Below are 18,116 nucleotides of genomic sequence, written 5' to 3' on the forward strand. Positions count from 1 at the left end.
AACACATGCCAAAGCGCAACGACATCAATCACGTCCTGGTTATCGGCTCCGGTCCGATTGTTATTGGCCAGGCCTGCGAGTTCGACTACTCCGGCACCCAGGCCTGCCGCGTGCTCAAGGAGGAAGGCCTGCGCGTCACGCTGGTCAACTCCAACCCGGCAACGATCATGACGGACCCGGAATTCGCAGACCACACCTACGTAGAGCCCATCGAGCCCGAGTTCATCGAGAAGATCTTCCAGAAGGAGAAGGAAGAGGGCAACCCCATCGACGCCGTCCTGGCTACCCTGGGCGGCCAGACCGCTCTGAACGCCGCGGTACAGTTGGACCGCCTCGGCATCCTGAAGAAGTACGATATCGAGCTCATCGGTGCCGATATCGACGCGATTGAGCGCGGCGAGGACCGCCAGAAGTTCAAGGATATTGTCGCCTCCATCGGCGGCGAATCCGCGCGCTCCCGCGTCTGTCACACCATGGAGGAGGTCCACGAGACCGTCGCCGAGCTTGGCTTGCCGGTTGTCGTTCGCCCGTCGTTTACCATGGGCGGCCTCGGTTCGGGCCTGGCCTTTAACGAGGAGGACCTTGAGCGCATTGCCGGCGGCGGTCTGGCTGCGTCCCCAGAGGCGAACGTCCTCATCGAGGAGTCCATCCTTGGCTGGAAGGAGTTCGAGCTCGAGCTCATGCGTGACGGCGACGATAACGTTGTGGTCATCGCGTCCATCGAGAACGTCGACGCCCTCGGCGTCCACACCGGTGACTCCGTCACCGTAGCCCCGGCCCTGACACTGACGGACCGCGAGTACCAGAAGATGCGCGATCAGGGTATCGCCATCATTCGTGAGGTGGGCGTCGACACCGGCGGCTGCAACATCCAGTTCGCCGTGAACCCGGATGACGGCCGCATCATCACCATTGAGATGAACCCGCGCGTATCCCGCTCCTCGGCGCTGGCCTCCAAGGCTACCGGTTTCCCGATTGCCAAGCTGGCCGCCAAGCTGGCCATTGGCTACACCCTGGATGAGGTGCGCAACGACATCACCGGTGTGACCCCGGCGGCCTTTGAGCCGACTCTGGACTATGTCATCGTCAAGGCTCCGCGTTTTGCCTTTGAGAAGTTCCCGGGCGCCGACGACACCCTGACCACCACGATGAAGTCCGTGGGTGAGGCCATGGGTATCGGCCGCAACTACATTTCCGGCCTGAACAAGGTCATGCGCTCGCTGGAGGGCAAGCCTTCTGGTTTCTGGACCAAGCCGGATGAGTACTTCGCTGAGGAGCGCGCAACGGACGTGGAGGCCGTTCTCAAGGACCTGGAGCGTCCGACCGAGGGCCGCATCTACGATGTCGAGCTGGCCCTGCGCCTCGGTGCCACCATCGAGCAACTGCACGAGCACTCGCACATCGACCCGTGGTTCCTCGCCGAGCTTGAAGCGCTTGTTGAGTTCCGCGAGGAGCTCGTGGGCGCTCCGGTGCTCGACGCCGAGCTGCTGCGCCGCGCCAAGGTCTTTGGCCTGTCCGACGCCCAGATCGCGGCTCTTCGCCCAGAGTTCGCCGGTGAGGATGGCGTGCGCTCCCTGCGCTGGTCTTTGGGCATTCGCCCGGTGTACAAGACCGTTGATACTTGTGCGGGTGAGTTTGAAGCCCAGACCCCGTACCATTACAGCGCTTATGAAATGGACCCGAACGCTGAGTCCGAGGTGCGCGAGAGCAGCGAGAAGACCAAGGGCAAGGTCATCATCCTGGGCTCCGGTCCGAACCGTATCGGTCAAGGCATCGAGTTTGATTACTCCTGCGTGCATGCCGCCCTCGAGCTTTCCCGTGAGGGCTACGAGACGGTCATGGTTAACTGCAACCCGGAGACCGTGTCTACCGACTATGACACGGCAGACCGCCTCTACTTCGAGCCGCTGACTTTCGAGGACGTCATGGAGGTCTACCACGCGGAGGCCGCGTGCGGTGAGGTTGCCGGAGTCATTGTCCAGCTGGGTGGTCAAACCCCGTTGGGCCTGGCTGAGCGCCTGACTGCTGCCGGCGTTCCGGTCGTGGGTACTTCTGCCGCTGCCATCGACTTGGCGGAGGACCGTGGTGAGTTCGGCAAGGTGCTTGCTGAAGCCGAGCTTCCCGCACCGGCCTTCGGCACCGCGACCTCCTTCGAGGAGGCACGCCAGGTTGCCGCGAAGATCGGCTACCCGGTACTGGTCCGCCCGTCCTACGTGCTGGGAGGCCGCGGCATGGAGATCGTCTACGACGAAGATTCGCTGCGCGATTACATTGAGCGCGCTACCGAGATCACCTCGGATCACCCGGTCTTGGTTGACCGCTTCCTGGATAACGCCATCGAGATTGACGTCGACGCGCTGTGCGACGGCGAGGAAGTCTACCTCGGCGGCGTGATGGAGCACATCGAGGAGGCCGGTATTCACTCCGGTGACTCTTCCTGCGCCCTGCCGCCGATGACGCTGGGCCCGGAGGATATTGAGAAGGTGCGGGAGTCGACGCGTCGCCTAGCGCATGGCATCGGCGTCAAGGGCTTGATGAACGTTCAGTACGCCTTGAAGGATGACACCCTCTACGTCATCGAAGCCAACCCGCGTGCCTCCCGCACCGTGCCTTTCGTCTCCAAGGCCACCGGCGTCCCGCTGGCCAAGGCCGCCGCGCGTGTCATGCTGGGGGCATCCATCGCCGAGCTGCGCGAGGAGGGCATCATCCCGTCTACCTACGACGGTGGTTCCCTGCCGCTGGAGCACCCGATTGCGGTCAAAGAAGCCGTGCTGCCGTTTAACCGCTTCCGTCGCCCCGATGGCCAGCTGCTGGATACTTTGCTGTCCCCGGAGATGAAGTCCACCGGTGAGGTGATGGGCTTGGCCGATAACTTCGGCGCCGCCTACGCCAAGGGTGAGATGGCCGCCTTCGGCGAGCTGCCCACTGAGGGAACCGTGTTTGTCTCCGTAGCCAACCGCGATAAGCGCACGCTCATCTTCCCGATTCAGCGCCTGGCCTACATGGGTTACACCATCGTGGCTACCGCTGGGACCGCGCAAATGCTGCGCCGCAACGGTGTCGAGTGCGAGGTCGCCCGGAAGGTATCGGAGGCCACGGAGGGCGAGGAGTCCATCGTGGACCAGATTCTTGCTGGAAAGGTTGATCTCATCCTTAACACCCCGGCAGGCTCCGCCGGTGCCCGCCACGACGGCTATGACATCCGCGCTGCTGCGGTATCCGTGGGCATTCCGTTGGTGACGACCGTCCAGGGCGTGACCGCCGCCGTGCAGGGTATTGAGGCTCTGCGTCGCGGGGATCTCAAGGTGCGCGCGCTGCAGGAGCTTGAGCATGACCCAGCCAACTAGGAAGTTGCCGTCTTTTGGTGAGCGCCTCGTAGCAGCTGGTGCGGAGCGCGGGCGCCTGTGCGTAGGCATCGACCCGCACCCGCATCTGCTCGAAGCCTGGGGCCTGTCGGTTGATGTGGATGGTCTGCGCACGTTTACGCTGCGCTGTGTAGAGGCCTTCGGCGAGACCGCCGCGGTGGTGAAGCCACAGGTGGCTTTCTTTGAGCGTTTCGGTTCGCGCGGCTTCGCAGTTCTTGAGGAGGCCCTCGCGGGGCTCCGCGAGCAGGGCTGTCTGAGCCTAGCGGACGCGAAGCGCGGAGACATCGGTTCCACCATGGCGGGCTACGCACAAGCCTGGTTGGGGGAGGACTCGCCGCTGCGTTCCGATGCTGTGACGGTCTCGCCCTACCTCGGTGTGGGTGCTTTGAGTCCAGTCTTCGACCTAGCGGAGGAAACTGGACGAGGTGTCTTTGTTCTTGCGGCGACCTCCAATCCGGAGGCCGTGGCGTTGCAGTCGTTGAGTGTCGACGGCCGCAGCGTTGCGCAGCGCGTCGTCGATGAGCTTGCACAGCGCAACGCCTCTGCGGCTGGGCCAGACACCACCGTGGGTGCCCTTGGTGTTGTCGTGGGCGCGACGTTGGAGGCTCCGCCTGCACTAGACCAATTAAACGGTCCGGTGCTGCTGCCGGGTGTGGGCGCCCAGGGCGCTACGCCCGCCGATGTAAGGGAACTCACCGCAGCGGCGCCCGAGCTCGGCTTTGCCAACGTTTCCCGGGCCATTCTTTCGCAGGGGCCGAGTGTCTCTGACCTGCGGAAAGCCGTAGTGGATACCGCGGCGGAGTTCCGGGATTAATACTCAGACCAGGTGGCGGCGTGCTGGATTAACGGGCGCGCCGTTTACCTGGTATTTTGTTTAAGGCATGTGCGTTGACGTGCGGGAACCTTTAAAAGAAGGGGGCCGCGTTGCGTCATCGCGTACAGACCAGTGCTAGGATTGCCAGAAGTCGGTTCGTGGAGGTAGCAAAAGCTATCCCGCGCTGGGGAAACCTTCCCACCGTGAGCCGAGATTCTGGTGCTAGCCATCAGAAGACAATGTTCGAACTAATGAAATCGGAGGAAACCCGTGGCCCTTCCCAAGTTGACAGATGAGCAGCGCAAAGAAGCTCTCGCAAAGGCCGCCGAGGCCCGCAAGGCTCGCGCTGAGCTCAAGGCTGCGCTGAAGCGTGGCGAGACCAACCTGCAGGAAGTTCTGGAGAAGGCCGAGACCGATGAGATCATCGGCAAGACCAAGGTCTCCGCTCTCCTCGAGGCCCTGCCGAAGGTTGGCAAGGTCAAGGCTAAGGAAATCATGGAGGACCTGGAGATTGCTCAGACCCGCCGTCTGCGTGGCCTGGGTGACCGTCAGCGCCGCGCCCTGCTCGAGCGTTTCGGCTACGGCGAGTAATTAGCGCAATGGCTGACGAAACTGCACGCGGGCGCCTGGTCGTTCTGGCCGGGCCGTCCGCTGTGGGCAAATCCACGGTGGTTTCGCGCCTGCGCGACGATGTCGACAACCTCTACTTCAGCGTCTCCATGACGACGCGCCAGCCCCGTCCCGGAGAGACTGATGGGGTGGACTACTTCTTCGTCTCACCAGAGACCTTTCAAGAGCATATCGACGCCGGTGACATGCTCGAATGGGCAGAGATCCACGGCGGTTTGCAGCGTTCCGGGACACCCGCTCAGCCGGTCCAAGAAGCGATGACGGCTGGACGCCCGGTGTTGGTAGAGGTTGATCTTGCAGGCGCCCGCAACGTGAAGGCGGCGATGCCGGAGGCGGAAACCGTGTTTCTCGCCCCACCATCCTGGGAAGTTTTGGTCGAGCGCCTGACAGGGCGTGGGACCGAGCCGCAGGATGTCATCGACCGCCGGTTGCAGACCGCAGAGTCGGAGCTTGCCGCGCAAAAGGAGTTCGACCACATCGTTGTCAATGAAGATCTCGATGAGGCCGTTGCCGCTATTAGTGCTATCCTGCGTGGATAGACCACGATTTTGACCATCTACCAACAGTAAAGGTGCATGTGACCAACGTGACCACACCTGCTAATTCTGAGGCCGTTAAGCCGGAACCAGTATTCGATCCGCCGACGGGCATTACCGATCCGCCGATCGATGAGCTGCTGGGCAAGGTCTCGTCCAAGTACGCTCTGGTGATCTTTGCCGCTAAGCGCGCACGCCAGATCAACAGCTACTACCAAGAACAGGATGAAGGCGTCTTCGAGTTTGTCGGACCGCTGGTGACCCCGGAACCGGGGGAGAAGCCGCTGTCCATCGCTTTGCGCGAAATCGAAGCCGGCCTGCTGGACCACGAGGAAGGCAACTAAGCTTTTCCGTGCCGGTCGCTGCCTACAGCACATTCTGAACTGAACCCACCCACGTGTCTGCCAAGATACTGGGTGGGTTCAGTGCGTCTTGGGTAACATCGTCCGAGTGAAGGACGTACAGCATTTCCAACAAGCTCAAGAAAGTAGCGCCGTGAATCATCCAGAGTCCGCAGGGGCGGGGTCGGCTCAACGGCGGCGCATCCTCATCGGAGTGGCGGGAGGAATTGCCGCCTACAAGGCGTGCCATCTTATCCGCGATTTCACTGAGCATGGCGATGATGTTCGCGTGATTCCTACCGAGGCTGCGCTGAACTTCGTTGGGGCAGCGACCTTTGAGGCCTTGTCGGGGCATCCGGTGTCGACCACGGTCTTTGATGCGGTGGATGAAGTCCAGCACGTCTCCCTAGGCCAGCAAGCGGATGCCATCGTTATTGCCCCGGCAACCGCAGACCTGATCGCGCGTTTGGCTGGTGGTCGCGCAGACGATCTTCTCAGCGCGTCTGTCCTCGTTGCGACGTGTCCAGTGATTATCGCCCCGGCGATGCACATGGAGATGTGGCTTCACCCGGCAACCCAAGACAACGTGGCTACGCTGCGCCGTCGCGGAGTTACTGTCATGGAGCCCGCCCACGGCCGCCTGACCGGTACCGATACGGGCGCAGGCCGGTTGCCGGATCCGGAGCAGATCGCGGAGTTTGCTCGCACCATCATTGCCGGCCACCGCGTGGACCATGATTGGCAGGGCCGGAAGGTCGTGATCTCCGCTGGCGGGACGCAAGAGAACCTTGACCCAGTGCGCTACCTTGGCAACCGCTCGTCCGGGCGGCAGGGCTTTGCGTTGGCTGAGATTGCCGCACAGCGGGGTGCCGATGTCACCATCGTTGCTGGTAATACGGAGGCGCTTCCGGTTCCCTCCGGTGCCGCGGTCGTGCGGGTGACCTCAACCCGCGATATGCAGGAGGCAATGAATGCAGAGTCCGCGGACGCGGACATCGTCATCATGGCCGCGGCCGTTGCGGACTATCGCCCAGCTTCCGTGGCTGAGTCAAAGATGAAGAAGAGGTCCGCGGACGCCGATTTGGCGCATCTGGAACTGGTAGAAAATCCAGATATTCTCAAGGGCCTCGTCGAGCGCCGCGACAGTGGCACCCTCAACCCCGATGCCATCATCGTCGGCTTTGCCGCAGAGACCGGTGATGAGACGACGACTGTCCTGGAGTACGCCCGGCGGAAGTTCGCAAAGAAGGGCTGCGATGTACTCATGGCCAATGAGGTTGGGGAGGGAAAGGTCTTTGGACAGCCTACGAGCGCTGGGTGGATCCTGCGGCGTGATGCCGAGCCAGTGGTGGTCGAGCCTGGCTCGAAACAGGTCGTGGCCGCGCAGATACTTGAAGCTGTGAATGAAATCCTGAAAAAGTAGTGGTCGTTCTTGCAGCTGTAGACCGCTTGGTCTACGATGGGGCGGTGTTATCAGCCGAGGCGTGGGCAAGGCGCTGTCCCACCCACGACGCGCAGAACTAGCTTAAGGAAAACTTGTGACTGAAAGAACTGCACAGGCGGTACGCCTCTTTACCAGCGAATCCGTAACAGAAGGCCACCCGGATAAAATTTGTGACGCGATCTCGGACGCCATTCTTGACGCCCTCCTCGAAGAAGACCCCAACGCCCACGTCGCCGTAGAGACCCTCGTGACGACGGGGCAGGTGCACGTCGTCGGTGAGGTGCGCACTACCGGTTATGTAGAGATCCCGCAGATCGTTCGCAAGACCCTCGTGGAGATTGGGTTTACCTCCTCCGACGTTGGTTTCGACGGCCATACCTGTGGTGTCAACGTCGCCATTGGTGAGCAGTCCCAAGAGATCGGGGCCGGCGTGGACGCCTCCACCGAGGTTCGTTCCGGTACCTTTGAAGATGATGACCAGTACGGTGCGGGTGACCAGGGCCTCATGTTTGGCTATGCCACCAACGAGACCCCGGAGTTTATGCCGTTGCCGATTTCCACGGCGCACCACCTCTCGCGTCGTCTCACTCAGGTGCGCAAGGAGGGCATCGTGCCTTCCCTGCGCCCCGATGGCAAGACCCAGGTCACCTACGCCTATGACGAGAATGATGTACCCACGCGCCTGGAGACGATCGTCATCTCTACCCAGCACGATCCGGACGTAACTCAGGAGTGGTTGGCCGAGCAGCTGCGCACGCACGTCGTCGAATGGGTCGTCAACGACGCCGACTTGAGCAAGTACTACACCGAAGACACCGAGCTGCTCATCAATCCTTCTGGCTCTTTCATCCTCGGTGGCCCCATGGGTGATGCCGGGCTGACCGGCCGCAAGATCATCGTGGATACCTATGGCGGCATGGCTCGCCACGGCGGCGGTGCCTTCTCCGGTAAGGATCCGAGCAAGGTGGACCGCTCCGCTGCCTACGCCATGCGTTGGGTAGCCAAAAATATCGTGGCCGCAGAGCTTGCCGACCGCGCCGAGGTGCAAGTGGCGTATGCCATCGGCCGTGCTAAGCCGGTTGGCCTCTACGTCGAGACCTTCGGGACTGCGCACGGCGGGCTGAGCGACGCCGACATTCAGGCTGCGGTGGACAAGGTCTTTGATCTGCGCCCGGCCGCCATCATTCGTGAGCTCGACTTGCAGCGCCCGATTTACCGCCAAACCGCGGCCTACGGTCACTTCGGTCGCACGGATGTCGACCTTCCGTGGGAGGATACCTCACGGGCCGTCGACCTACGACGCGCTGCCGGCCTGTAGAATCGGGCGCTATGCCCAAGAAGACACCCGCCGCCCAACAACCGGTCGCGCGGGTGTTGCCCTTGTTAGGGGTAGCGCACCTCGACCGCGGCTTCGATTACCTCATTGAGGAGGCGGATTCCGACGCCGCGCAACCGGGCGTGCGCGTGCGCATCCGCTTCAATGGCAGGTTGGTAGACGCCATCTTGCTCTCGCGCAGCAGCGATTCTGATTTTTCCGGTTCGCTCCGCTATATCGAACGCGTCATTTCCCCCTATGCGGTGTACACACCAACCATGGCGGCGCTCATCGAATCCCTTGCAGCCCGCTACGGCGGCGTGCGCTCCGATATCATTCGCACCGCCATCCCGGCGCGCCATGCCAAGGCCGAAGAAGCGGATATCACCACACCGTGGGAGGAGCTCGGCACGGCAGAGCACCCGGATCTCTCTGCGTGGTCGAGCTACCAGCATGGCGAGTCTTTCGTGGATTCGGTGCTGACGGGAAACATTGCGCGGGCAGCGTGGCAGATCGCACCGGGGTCAGATTGGGCTGGCGCGCTTGCGGCCTTGGGCGCTAGCGTGGCGCTGCAAGGCGGCGGGGTGCTCATGGTTGTGCCGGATCAGCGTGACCTTGACCTGTTGGAAGCGGCGTTTCGTCGGCACCTCTCCGCCAAGCAGATCACGGTGCTCGCGCACAGTACTGGCCCGCAGGCTCGCTACCGCCGCTATCTGTCCGCACTGACGGGGCAGGCACGCATCGTTATCGGCACGCGCTCCGCGGCCTTCGCCCCAGTAAAGAACCTGAAGCTGGCCGTTGTCCTCAATGACGGTGACGATAGCCTGGTGGATAACCTCAAGCCCTACGTCCACACGCGAGAGGTATTGAGCACGCGCTCCGCGCAGGAAGAATGCAGCCTTATCCTTGCTGGCCACGCGCGCACGGCCGAAGCGCAGCTGCTCGTTGAGTCGGGATGGGCACACGATCTTCTCCCAACTCCGGAAGCCCTGGAAGCGGCGCGCCCCGATATTGTTGCGGTGGGTGCGTTCGGTATCAATCTGGCGCGGCACATGCAGGGCGGGACGACGTCGGTCAGCGGCCCAGCTTTTCAAGCCACTCGGGCGGCGCTCGACCGCGGTGAACCCGTCCTTGTCCAAGTCCCGCGCAAGGGCTACGCCCCAATTCTGGCTTGTGGGCAGTGTTCATCCCCGGCACGGTGTCGACACTGCAACGGGCCACTAGGTTTGCCCTCTGTCCGTGGCGCGGCGGATGGGGCGCAGGATTCCGCCGCGCTTCCCACGTGTCGCTGGTGCGGGCGTGTCGACGCCCATTACCGCTGTTCCGAGTGTGGTTCCCCACGGCTGCGGGCCATTGTGCTGGGCTCCGAGCGCACCGCCGAGGAGATGGGGCGCGCCTTTCCCAACACGCGCGTTATCCAATCAGGTGGCTCCACAGTCGTCGACGAGGTCCCTGCCGGCCCCGCGCTGGTGATTGCCACGCCTGGCGCGGAGCCACGCGTTGCCGAGGGAGGGCACTATGGTGCTGCGCTCCTGGTGGAAACCGGGGCGTTGCTGGGCCGTCAGGATCTCCGAGCTACGGAGGATACCTTGACCACATGGGCTGCCGCAGCCACCCTCGTGGCCCCGGCTGCGCAGGGCGGAGCGGTGATCGTGGCAGCAGATGAGCAGCTCCCGCTCGTGGGCTTCTTTAGCCGGTGGGACATGGTGGGAGCCGCGGCGGCCGAGTTGCAGGCACGCCGCGAGGTACGCTTCCCGCCCGCGGTGCACATGGCGGCCGTCGACGGTGCCGATGCCTCGCTCGACGCTTTCCTGGAGCTGGCAGAACTACCGGAGCACGCGGAGCTTCTTGGCCCGGTCCCGCTGCCGCCCGGGGTGAGCTTGCCGGGCGAGTATGACCACGAACGCGGCGGCGAGCCCCAGCGCCTGCTGATCCGCACGCCATTGGGGCCGCGCTCGGAGCTTGGGCAGGCGCTGCGAACGGCCAATTCGCTGCGCAGCGCGCGCAAGGACGTGTTGCCTCTGCGCATCGCCGTGGACCCGATCAACATCGGATAGACAGAGCAGCCGACCCCACCCCTGGAGGGCACGCACTGCTTACTGTGAACTATTCTCGGTGCAGGAGCACTACGGATGGCAATCCCTGCTTACCGTGAAAGACTGCAAACCACGAGGAGTTCATACTATGACCGTGCGCGAGGTTCGCCTCTATGGCGATCCCGTCCTGAGCACCCGGGCCGAGGAGATCACCGAATTCGGGCCATCGCTCGAGCGTCTAGCTCAGGACATGTTGGAGACCATGGAAGACGCCGGGGGAGTAGGCCTAGCGGCTAACCAGATCGGCGTGACCAAGCGCATCTTCGTTTTTGACTGCTCTCACTATCAGCACGGCCTGCGCGGTGCCATCATCAACCCCGAGTGGGAAGCAGTGGGAGAAGAGACTCAGCTGGGACCAGAGGGCTGCCTGTCCATCCCCGGTATTTCCCAGCCCACCGAAAGGTTCAATACCGTACGCCTTACAGGCTTCGATCCCCTAGGCCGCCCAGTGTCTATGCTCGCGTCCGGACTGATGGCACGCTGCATCCAACACGAAACGGATCACCTCGACGGAATTTTGTTCCTCAAGCGCCTGAGCGATGAGTTGCGAAAGGAATCCATGAAGATCATCCGCCAGTCGGAGTGGTTCAACGCATAGGCGTCAGACTTTAATCAACAATCAACCTTACGAGAGAAAGGCATGCACCCACTGTGCGCATCGTTTTCGCCGGAACCCCCGAGCCCGCCGTCGTGGCTTTGGAGAAACTCATTGCCTCACACCACGACATAGCCGCCGTCATCACCCGTCCTGATGCCCGCCGCGGCCGCGGGCGCACCCTGCACCCCAGTCCCGTGAAGGCGCTGGCCCAGGAACACGGAATCGAGGTTCTTACGCCAACCACACTCAAGCCAGGCACCGAGGACGGCGACGCCCTGCGCGCGCGGTTGGCGGAGATTGCTCCGGAGGCTATTCCGGTGGTGGCCTACGGAAACTTGATCACCGAGGATCTGCTGGGCCTTCCAACGCACGGCTGGGTCAACCTGCACTTCTCCCTGCTTCCAGCGTGGCGCGGCGCAGCACCGGTCCAGGCAGCCATTGCGGCCGGCGACGAGCGCACTGGCGCCACGACCTTCCGCATCGATCAGGGCCTGGATACCGGGGACATCCTGGCCACCATCGAGGAAGCAATCCTGCCCACCGATACCGCTGATGACCTGCTCACGCGACTGGCATACGCGGGTGGTGACCTCCTAGTCCAGACTATGAATGGCCTGGAGGACGGCAGCATTACGCCGCAGCCGCAGGAAGGAGAGGCCACTTATGCGCACAAGATCGCGACCGACGACGCCCGCATTGACTGGACCCTGCCTGCTGACGTCGTTGATCGCCACATCCGCGCCCATACCCCGGGGCCGGGAGCCTGGACCTTAATGGGGGAATCCCGCCTGAAGGTAAGGCCTGTAAGCAGGGTGGCACCCGCCGAACTCGAGGCGCTGCCAGAGCCTGCCGCAGTGCGCGCACTCCAGCCAGGAGAAGTGCACGTGGCCAAGAATGCCGTCGTGGTCGGCACCGGTAGCTCCCCGGTACGTTTGGGCAAGATTCAACCGCCCGGCAAGAAGATGATGAACGCCGCCGATTGGGGCCGAGGTCTTGCTAGCCAAGGCTCTCGCGGCACGGATTCCACAGACACAGACGAGGTGAAGTTCTCATGACCGGAGGGTTTAGGTCCCGCAGCAAGTCCGGGGACTCGGCGCAGCGCGCGGGGACAGGCGCAGAGAAGGGAAAGCAGCAGCGGGGCAGCCAACAGCGTGGAAACTCGCGCGGTGGACGCGACCACAAGGGACGCGGAGGCTATCAGAACACCGGTGCGCAGCGTGACCGCCGAGGCGGACAGCGCCAGACTGCTCACCACGATCGCCAGAGCCCGTCGCTGATTTCCGCGGCACGACGCTGCGGGGTCGACGTGCCGCGCGCGGTCGCCTTCGAGGTACTGCAGCGGGTAGCGGCGGATGACGCTTTTGCCAACCTCACGCTGCCGAAGGCCGTGAGCGCGAACAAGCTCAGCGGCCGCGACGCCGCCTTTGCCACGGAACTGACCTATGGCACGCTGCGCACCGAGGGCGTTCTCGATGCGGTCATCGCTGAATGCTCGTCGCGCGGGCTCGACGCCATTGCGCCCGAGGTGCTCACGGCCCTGCGACTGGGAACCTACCAGGTGCTCTACACCCGGGTGGAGGCGCACGCGGCGGTCGATACCACCGTTCGCCTCGTGGAGGCAGCCGGCCACGAGAAAGCCAAGGGCTTTGCCAACGGCATCATGCGGACTATCACCCGCACACCTGCGCAAGAGTGGCTGGACAAGCTAGCTCCGAGCGGAGAGGTCGCGGCTTTGGCCTTCCGCCACGCTCACCCCGAGTGGATCGCCCGCTCCTTCGGCCGCGCGTTGGGGCTCCTCGACACCGCTGACGATAACGCGCTCAGCGCCGAGCAAACAGCGGAGCTGGAGCGCGCACTCGAGGCAGACTCTGAGCGGCCCCTCGTGCACCTGGTAGCGCGACCGGGCGAGATATCCGCCGAAGAACTCGCGCTCATTACCGGCTGCGAGGAAGGACGCTATTCCCCTTATGCGGTTTACCTTGAGCAGGGAGACCCGGGCTCCCTCGAGCCTGTCCGCCAGAAACTCGCGGCGGTGCAAGACGAAGGCTCCCAGCTCATCGCACGCGCGGTGACGGAAGCTGAACTTATTGGCGAGGACACCGGGCGTTGGTTAGACCTGTGCGCCGGCCCCGGTGGCAAGGCCGCCCTGATGGGTGCCATCGCTCGCGTCGAGGGGGCGAAGGTCGATGCCGTAGAAGTCTCCCCGCACCGCGCTACCTTGGTGGAAAAAACAGTGGGTGACTTGCCTGTCCGCGTGCACCGTGCGGACGGTCGTGCGCCGGGGCTCGACGCAGGCTTTGACCGGGTGCTTGTCGACGCCCCCTGTTCCGGCCTCGGTGCACTCCGTCGCCGCCCCGAAGCCCGCTGGCGCAAAGCCGAGTCCGATATTGCGGAACTCAACACACTGCAGACCGAGCTCCTCGAGTCCGCGTTGGACCTCGTGCGCCCAGGTGGCGTCGTGGTGTACTCCACCTGTTCGCCCGACCTGCGCGAGACCCGGGGCATCGTGGACGCTGCCGTGGAGCGCCATGGCGTTGGGGCAGAGATCCGCGTCGAGGAGCTGGATGCGCGCGACGTGCTTCCGGACATGGGGGATCTCGGCAGCGAGCTCTCTGCCCAGATGTGGCCGCACCGTCACGGCACAGATGCAATGTTTTTCGCCGTCCTCCGCCGAGTAGCGGACTAGCGGGGCGTGAGGGACTAGGCTGAGTGTCATGTCTGCACTCTCGTCTGCTCCCATTATCTCCCCATCCATTCTGGCCGCCGACTTCACCCGCTTGGGCGAAGAGGTCAAAGCAGTGGCCAACGCGGATTGGATCCACGTTGACATCATGGACGGTCACTTCGTGCCGAACCTGTCCTTCGGCCCGGATATCACCGCGACGGTGGACGGGATTACCTCGCAGACCCTCGACGTTCACCTCATGATCGAGGAGCCGGAGAAATGGGTGGAAACCTACGCCAAGGCGGGCGCTGATTGCATCATCTTCCACGTCGAGGCCGTGGCCGACAAGGACGCGGCCATCGCCTTGGCCCGCAGGATTCGGGACCTAGGGGTGCGCGCGGGCTTCTCGATCAAGCCGGGCACCCCGATTGAGCCCTGGCTGGATGCCCTTGAGCACTTCGACGAGGTTCTCGTCATGTCTGTCGAACCCGGCTTTGGTGGTCAGAGCTTCATGCCGGATCAGCTGGATAAGGTACGCACCTTGCGCGCAGCCATCAATGAGCGTGGCCTCGATGTCCTCATCGAAATCGATGGCGGTATTTCTGTTGAGACGATCCGCTCCGCCGCCGAGGCGGGCTGTGATGCCTTTGTCGCGGGTTCGGCCATTTACAAGCAAGCAGATAAGGCGGCGGCCGTCGAGGAGCTGCGCCGACTGGCCACGCTGTGATTCCACGCCACGATTCTGCTGTCCTATCGCAAGCATTGCGCGTCGCCATGGAGGCCGGCGAGCGGGTTCGCGGTACGACGAGTCCGAACCCGCCGGTCGGCGCAGTGATTCTCGATGCTGCCGGCCAGGTCGCCGGCGTCGGCGCCACCCAGCCCCCGGGCGGGCCGCATGCTGAAGTCATGGCGCTGCGCGATGCAGGGGACAAGGCCCGCGGTGGAACCGCCGTGGTGACCTTGGAGCCCTGCAATCACACGGGTCGTACTGGGCCCTGCGCGCAGGCGCTTATCGATGCCTCCGTGGCCGCCGTGTACTACCTCCACCCGGACCCCACCCCACAAGCCGGGGGCGGATCAGCAACACTGCGCCGCGCCGGAGTCACGGTGGGACAGCTCGCGCCGCCGGAGGGCGTGGACGATGCGCTCGAACCGTGGTTGAGCGCGGTGAGTCTCGGCCGCCCGCACGTCACGCTCAAATTTGCACAAAGCCTGGATGGTTTCACCGCTGCCGCGGATGGCAGTAGCCAGTGGATTACCGGAGAGCGGGCCCGCGAGCACGTGCATCGTGATAGAGCTCAGCGCGATGCCATCCTTATCGGAACGGCCACGGCGTTAGCGGATAATCCATCGCTGACCGCGCGCTACCCCGATGGTTCATTGCGTGAGCGGCAACCGCGGCGCGTTGTCATCGGTTCCCGCGATGTTAGCCGGGGCGGGGCTAGTAACCTGGTCGAGCTAGGCTTCGAGCACTATTCCACGCCGCAGGAGGCACTAGATCAGCTGTACGCCAGCGGCGCGCGAGACATCCTTGTCGAAGGCGGCGCAGGGCTAGCCACCAGCTTCATGGAGTTGGGCTACATCGAGCGTATTCAGGCCTACCTGGGCAACGTCATTCTCGGCGAGGGCAGAGGAGTTCTCACCCGTGCACTGTCCCAGAATCTGGCCCAGGCTGAGAGGTGGCAGCGCGTGGCGGTTACCGAGCTAGGCGAGGACCTGCTCGTGGAATATATAAAGCTCAAAGGTTAAAAGATAGGGAAGGGGAGTGCTGGCTATGTTTACTGGACTCGTTGAAGAAATTGGCCACGTCGATAGCGTGGAGCTGCAGGGTGATGCCGTGCGCCTCGGCATCGCCGCAACCATCGTGCTGGGGGACGCCCAACTGGGAGATTCCATCGCGGTCAACGGCGTGTGCCTGACCGTTGCTGAGTTGGGAGAAGGAACCTTCACCGCAGATGTCATGAAGGAGTCTTTGAACCGGAGTTCCCTCGGCGAACTCGAAGTGGGCGCGCCGGTCAACCTCGAGCGTGCGGTGCTCCCGACGACGCGCTTGGGTGGCCACATTGTGCAAGGGCACGTCGATGGCACCGGGACCTTGCTGAGCCGCACGCCGTCGGAGCACTGGGAGGTGCTGCGCTTTAGCCTGCCGGCCGAGCTGGAGCGCTACGTGGTGGAGAAGGGTTCGATCGCGGTGCAGGGAACCTCCCTGACGGTATCGGCCTTGTCAGACGGGCAGGGAGAGCCCGACGCGGAGAGCTATTTCGAAGTCTCTCTCATTCCCACCACGCTGCGCGATACCGTGTTTGGTTCGATGGCGCCAGGTGTTCGCGTCAACCTCGAGGTAGACGTGGTTGCAAAGTATGTGGAGAAAATGGTTCACCCCAACGCCTCCGCCAGTGGCACGGAAGGATAGAGTAAGTCCTTATGAGCGCTGCAGATTCAGCTTTTAGTTTAGATAGCGTCGACCAAGCCATCGCGGACATCGCGGCCGGCAAGGCGGTCGTCGTCGTGGACAATGAGGACCGGGAGAACGAAGGTGACCTCATTTTTGCCGCTGAGCTCGCTACCCCGGAGCTCGTGGCTTTTATGGTGCGCTACAGCTCCGGCTACATTTGCGCACCGCTGCTCCCAGAAGACTGCGAGCGTTTGAACTTACCCCCGATGTTCGCGGTGAACCAGGACGTACGGCAGACCGCCTACACCGTCACGGTGGACCTGGCTAATGGTTCCACTGGTATCTCTGCCACCTCACGTTGCGAAACTATCCGCAGGTTGGCCGATCCCTCCTCTAAGCCCTCGGAATTTACCCGCCCCGGACACGTGGTCCCGCTCGCCGCGCGCCCGAATGGCGTGCTCGAACGTGACGGGCACACGGAAGCCGCCATCGATCTGGCTCGCTTGGCAGGCCTTCGCCCAGCTGGCGTGCTCTGTGAGATCGTCTCTGAAGAGGATCCCACGGACATGGCGCGCTCCCCGGAGCTGCGCCGCTTTGCCGACGCCCACGGGCTGACGATGATCTCCATCGAGCAGCTCATCGAGTGGCGTCGCCACAACGAACAGCAGGTTCACCGCCAAGTAGAAACTCGCCTGCCCACCGAGTACGGCGAGTTTCGCGCGGTAGGTTATTCGAATGACGTCGACAAGCGCGAGCACATCGCCCTTTTCGTTGGTGACGTGGAAAGCTATTCCGGTGCCGAGGATGTACCCGTTCGCGTACACTCTGAGTGCCTTACAGGTGACGTCTTTTCCTCCCAGCGCTGTGATTGCGGTCCGCAGCTGCAGGAATCCCTCCGTGCGGTGCAAGAAGCGGGACGCGGCATCGTCATCTACCTGCGTGGACAGGAAGGGCGCGGAATTGGCCTGGTCAACAAGCTCAAGGCTTACCGTCTGCAGGACGAAGGCCTCGATACCGTTGATGCCAACGTGGAGCAGGGCCTGCCGGAGGATGCACGCGAATACTCCGTGGCCGGACAAATCCTGCGCGACGTCGGCGTGAAGTCCGTGAACCTCTTGACCAATAACCCGCACAAGGGCGAGGGGCTGCAAGGCTTCGGCATTGATGCCACCGCGCGCACAGCGCTGGCTACCCCCGCCACAGCGGAGAACATCAGCTATCTGCGCACCAAGCGTGACCGAATGGGGCATGATCTGCCCCAGGTAGCCGAATGGGATCAGAAACACTCCTAGAGTTGGGATGAAGCGCTTCAGCGCCCCTAACCATCACGCATTGAGTATCAAGCTTTGAGCACAAGGAGCACACTATGAGCAAGGAAGGCCTGCCCACCCCGAACAATGTCTCCGGGGAAGGTATCCGCGTCGCCGTCGTTACCGCAACGTGGAACGCAGAGATCTGTGATCAGCTGCATCGTCGAGCGCTCGAGACTGCCGAAGCCGCCGGCGCCGCGGTCACGCCCCTGCGCGTGGTCGGGGCCCTCGAACTGCCCGTCGTGGCCCAAGCCGCCGCGCGCACCCATGATGCCGTGGTTGCGTTGGGCTGCGTTGTTCGTGGTGGCACCCCGCACTTTAATTACGTCTGCGATTCCGTGACGCAGGGCCTGACGCGCATCGCGCTCGATGAATCGACCCCGGTGGCCAATGGAGTGCTGACGGTCAACGACTATGAGCAAGCCGTCGATCGCGCCGGCTTTGCGGACTCTGAAGAGGATAAAGGCGCCGAGGCCATGCACGCAGCTTTAGAAACCGTGCACACGTTGCGTACACTGAACGAGTCAAACCAAAAGTAGGCTGCCAAGTGCAACCACGCCGCCTTGCGTATCCGGCAGGGGGAGTGGCCTGCTTCAGCGGAGTGATG

16 protein-coding genes are annotated in these 18,116 nt (G+C 63.2%); all 16 read left to right on the forward strand.

The features are described from left to right. Positions 1-5 precede the first annotated feature (5 nt). The 16 genes from carB to ribH all read left to right on the forward strand — a co-directional run bounded on the left by carB (position 6) and on the right by ribH (position 18,048). On the forward strand, positions 6-3,347 hold the full coding sequence (carB, locus tag HMPREF2807_RS08130; RefSeq protein ID WP_070511722.1) for a carbamoyl-phosphate synthase large subunit: 3,342 nt from the start codon (positions 6-8) through the stop codon (positions 3,345-3,347). Beyond that, on the forward strand, positions 3,331-4,179 hold the full coding sequence (pyrF, locus tag HMPREF2807_RS08135; RefSeq protein ID WP_046649088.1) for an orotidine-5'-phosphate decarboxylase: 849 nt from the start codon (positions 3,331-3,333) through the stop codon (positions 4,177-4,179). Before carB ends, pyrF begins: the two co-directional genes overlap by 17 nt. Positions 4,180-4,449: 270 nt before the next feature. Then, positions 4,450-4,770 carry an integration host factor, actinobacterial type gene (gene mihF / locus HMPREF2807_RS08140; RefSeq protein WP_010186801.1) on the forward strand — a complete coding sequence of 107 codons (321 nt, stop codon included), beginning with the start codon at positions 4,450-4,452 and terminating at the stop codon, positions 4,768-4,770. Between the two features lie 8 nt (positions 4,771-4,778). Next, positions 4,779-5,348: a guanylate kinase gene (gmk, locus tag HMPREF2807_RS08145; RefSeq protein WP_046649089.1), complete on the forward strand. Its 570-nt coding sequence runs from the start codon at positions 4,779-4,781 to the stop codon at positions 5,346-5,348. A 38-nt stretch (positions 5,349-5,386) separates the two neighbouring features. Continuing rightward, the gene (gene rpoZ / locus HMPREF2807_RS08150; RefSeq protein ID WP_046649090.1) at positions 5,387-5,689 is read left to right on the forward strand and encodes a DNA-directed RNA polymerase subunit omega; all 303 of its coding nucleotides are present in this window, start codon (positions 5,387-5,389) and stop codon (positions 5,687-5,689) included. Positions 5,690-5,840: 151 nt separating this feature from the next. Further along, complete coding sequence (gene coaBC / locus HMPREF2807_RS08155; protein WP_070511725.1) at positions 5,841-7,109, forward strand: bifunctional phosphopantothenoylcysteine decarboxylase/phosphopantothenate--cysteine ligase CoaBC; 1,269 nt, start codon at positions 5,841-5,843, stop codon at positions 7,107-7,109. Positions 7,110-7,224: 115 nt separating this feature from the next. Further along, a complete protein-coding gene (metK, locus tag HMPREF2807_RS08160; RefSeq protein ID WP_070511728.1) occupies positions 7,225-8,448 on the forward strand; it encodes a methionine adenosyltransferase in 1,224 nt (407 codons plus the stop codon). A gap of 11 nt (positions 8,449-8,459) precedes the next feature. After that, complete coding sequence (locus tag HMPREF2807_RS08165) at positions 8,460-10,502, forward strand: primosomal protein N' (protein WP_049157475.1); 2,043 nt, start codon at positions 8,460-8,462, stop codon at positions 10,500-10,502. Between the two features lie 127 nt (positions 10,503-10,629). Then, entirely contained in the window at positions 10,630-11,139 is a 510-nt protein-coding gene (gene def, locus HMPREF2807_RS08170) for a peptide deformylase (protein ID WP_049157473.1), read from the forward strand. Between the two features lie 53 nt (positions 11,140-11,192). Next, positions 11,193-12,194: a methionyl-tRNA formyltransferase gene (fmt, locus tag HMPREF2807_RS08175; RefSeq protein ID WP_070511731.1), complete on the forward strand. Its 1,002-nt coding sequence runs from the start codon at positions 11,193-11,195 to the stop codon at positions 12,192-12,194. Beyond that, positions 12,191-13,825 carry an RsmB/NOP family class I SAM-dependent RNA methyltransferase gene (locus HMPREF2807_RS08180; protein ID WP_070511734.1) on the forward strand — a complete coding sequence of 545 codons (1,635 nt, stop codon included), beginning with the start codon at positions 12,191-12,193 and terminating at the stop codon, positions 13,823-13,825. Before fmt ends, HMPREF2807_RS08180 begins: the two co-directional genes overlap by 4 nt. A gap of 28 nt (positions 13,826-13,853) precedes the next feature. Beyond that, on the forward strand, positions 13,854-14,531 hold the full coding sequence (gene rpe / locus HMPREF2807_RS08185; RefSeq protein WP_070511738.1) for a ribulose-phosphate 3-epimerase: 678 nt from the start codon (positions 13,854-13,856) through the stop codon (positions 14,529-14,531). Then, complete coding sequence (gene ribD, locus HMPREF2807_RS08190; RefSeq protein ID WP_082254479.1) at positions 14,528-15,553, forward strand: bifunctional diaminohydroxyphosphoribosylaminopyrimidine deaminase/5-amino-6-(5-phosphoribosylamino)uracil reductase RibD; 1,026 nt, start codon at positions 14,528-14,530, stop codon at positions 15,551-15,553. The genes rpe and ribD overlap by 4 nt, the downstream gene beginning before the upstream one ends. Before the next feature lie 25 nt (positions 15,554-15,578). Then, entirely contained in the window at positions 15,579-16,217 is a 639-nt protein-coding gene (locus HMPREF2807_RS08195) for a riboflavin synthase (RefSeq protein ID WP_070511741.1), read from the forward strand. A gap of 11 nt (positions 16,218-16,228) precedes the next feature. Next, positions 16,229-17,491 (forward strand): bifunctional 3,4-dihydroxy-2-butanone-4-phosphate synthase/GTP cyclohydrolase II, encoded by a 1,263-nt coding sequence (locus HMPREF2807_RS08200; RefSeq protein WP_046649096.1) that lies wholly within the window; start codon positions 16,229-16,231, stop codon positions 17,489-17,491. A gap of 74 nt (positions 17,492-17,565) precedes the next feature. Then, entirely contained in the window at positions 17,566-18,048 is a 483-nt protein-coding gene (ribH, locus tag HMPREF2807_RS08205; protein WP_049157464.1) for a 6,7-dimethyl-8-ribityllumazine synthase, read from the forward strand. The last annotated feature ends 68 nt before the right edge of the window (positions 18,049-18,116 follow it).

It is taken from the genome of Corynebacterium sp. HMSC074A09 (genome assembly GCF_001811545.1).
Taxonomy (GTDB): Bacteria; Actinomycetota; Actinomycetes; order Mycobacteriales; family Mycobacteriaceae; genus Corynebacterium; species Corynebacterium hiratae.

What these genes read in the sequence shown, in the direction of transcription:
- HMPREF2807_RS08165 (WP_049157475.1), top strand. Translation starts at nt 8,460, where the DNA reads ATGCCCAAGAAGACACCCGCCGCCCAACAACCGGTCGCGCGGGTGTTG.
- carB (WP_070511722.1), top strand. Translation starts at nt 6, where the DNA reads ATGCCAAAGCGCAACGACATCAATCACGTCCTGGTTATCGGCTCCGGT.
- def (WP_049157473.1), top strand. Translation starts at nt 10,630, where the DNA reads ATGACCGTGCGCGAGGTTCGCCTCTATGGCGATCCCGTCCTGAGCACC.
- gmk (WP_046649089.1), top strand. Translation starts at nt 4,779, where the DNA reads ATGGCTGACGAAACTGCACGCGGGCGCCTGGTCGTTCTGGCCGGGCCG.
- ribH (WP_049157464.1), top strand. Translation starts at nt 17,566, where the DNA reads ATGAGCAAGGAAGGCCTGCCCACCCCGAACAATGTCTCCGGGGAAGGT.
- pyrF (WP_046649088.1), top strand. Translation starts at nt 3,331, where the DNA reads ATGACCCAGCCAACTAGGAAGTTGCCGTCTTTTGGTGAGCGCCTCGTA.
- HMPREF2807_RS08200 (WP_046649096.1), top strand. Translation starts at nt 16,229, where the DNA reads ATGAGCGCTGCAGATTCAGCTTTTAGTTTAGATAGCGTCGACCAAGCC.
- rpe (WP_070511738.1), top strand. Translation starts at nt 13,854, where the DNA reads ATGTCTGCACTCTCGTCTGCTCCCATTATCTCCCCATCCATTCTGGCC.
- HMPREF2807_RS08195 (WP_070511741.1), top strand. Translation starts at nt 15,579, where the DNA reads ATGTTTACTGGACTCGTTGAAGAAATTGGCCACGTCGATAGCGTGGAG.
- HMPREF2807_RS08180 (WP_070511734.1), top strand. Translation starts at nt 12,191, where the DNA reads ATGACCGGAGGGTTTAGGTCCCGCAGCAAGTCCGGGGACTCGGCGCAG.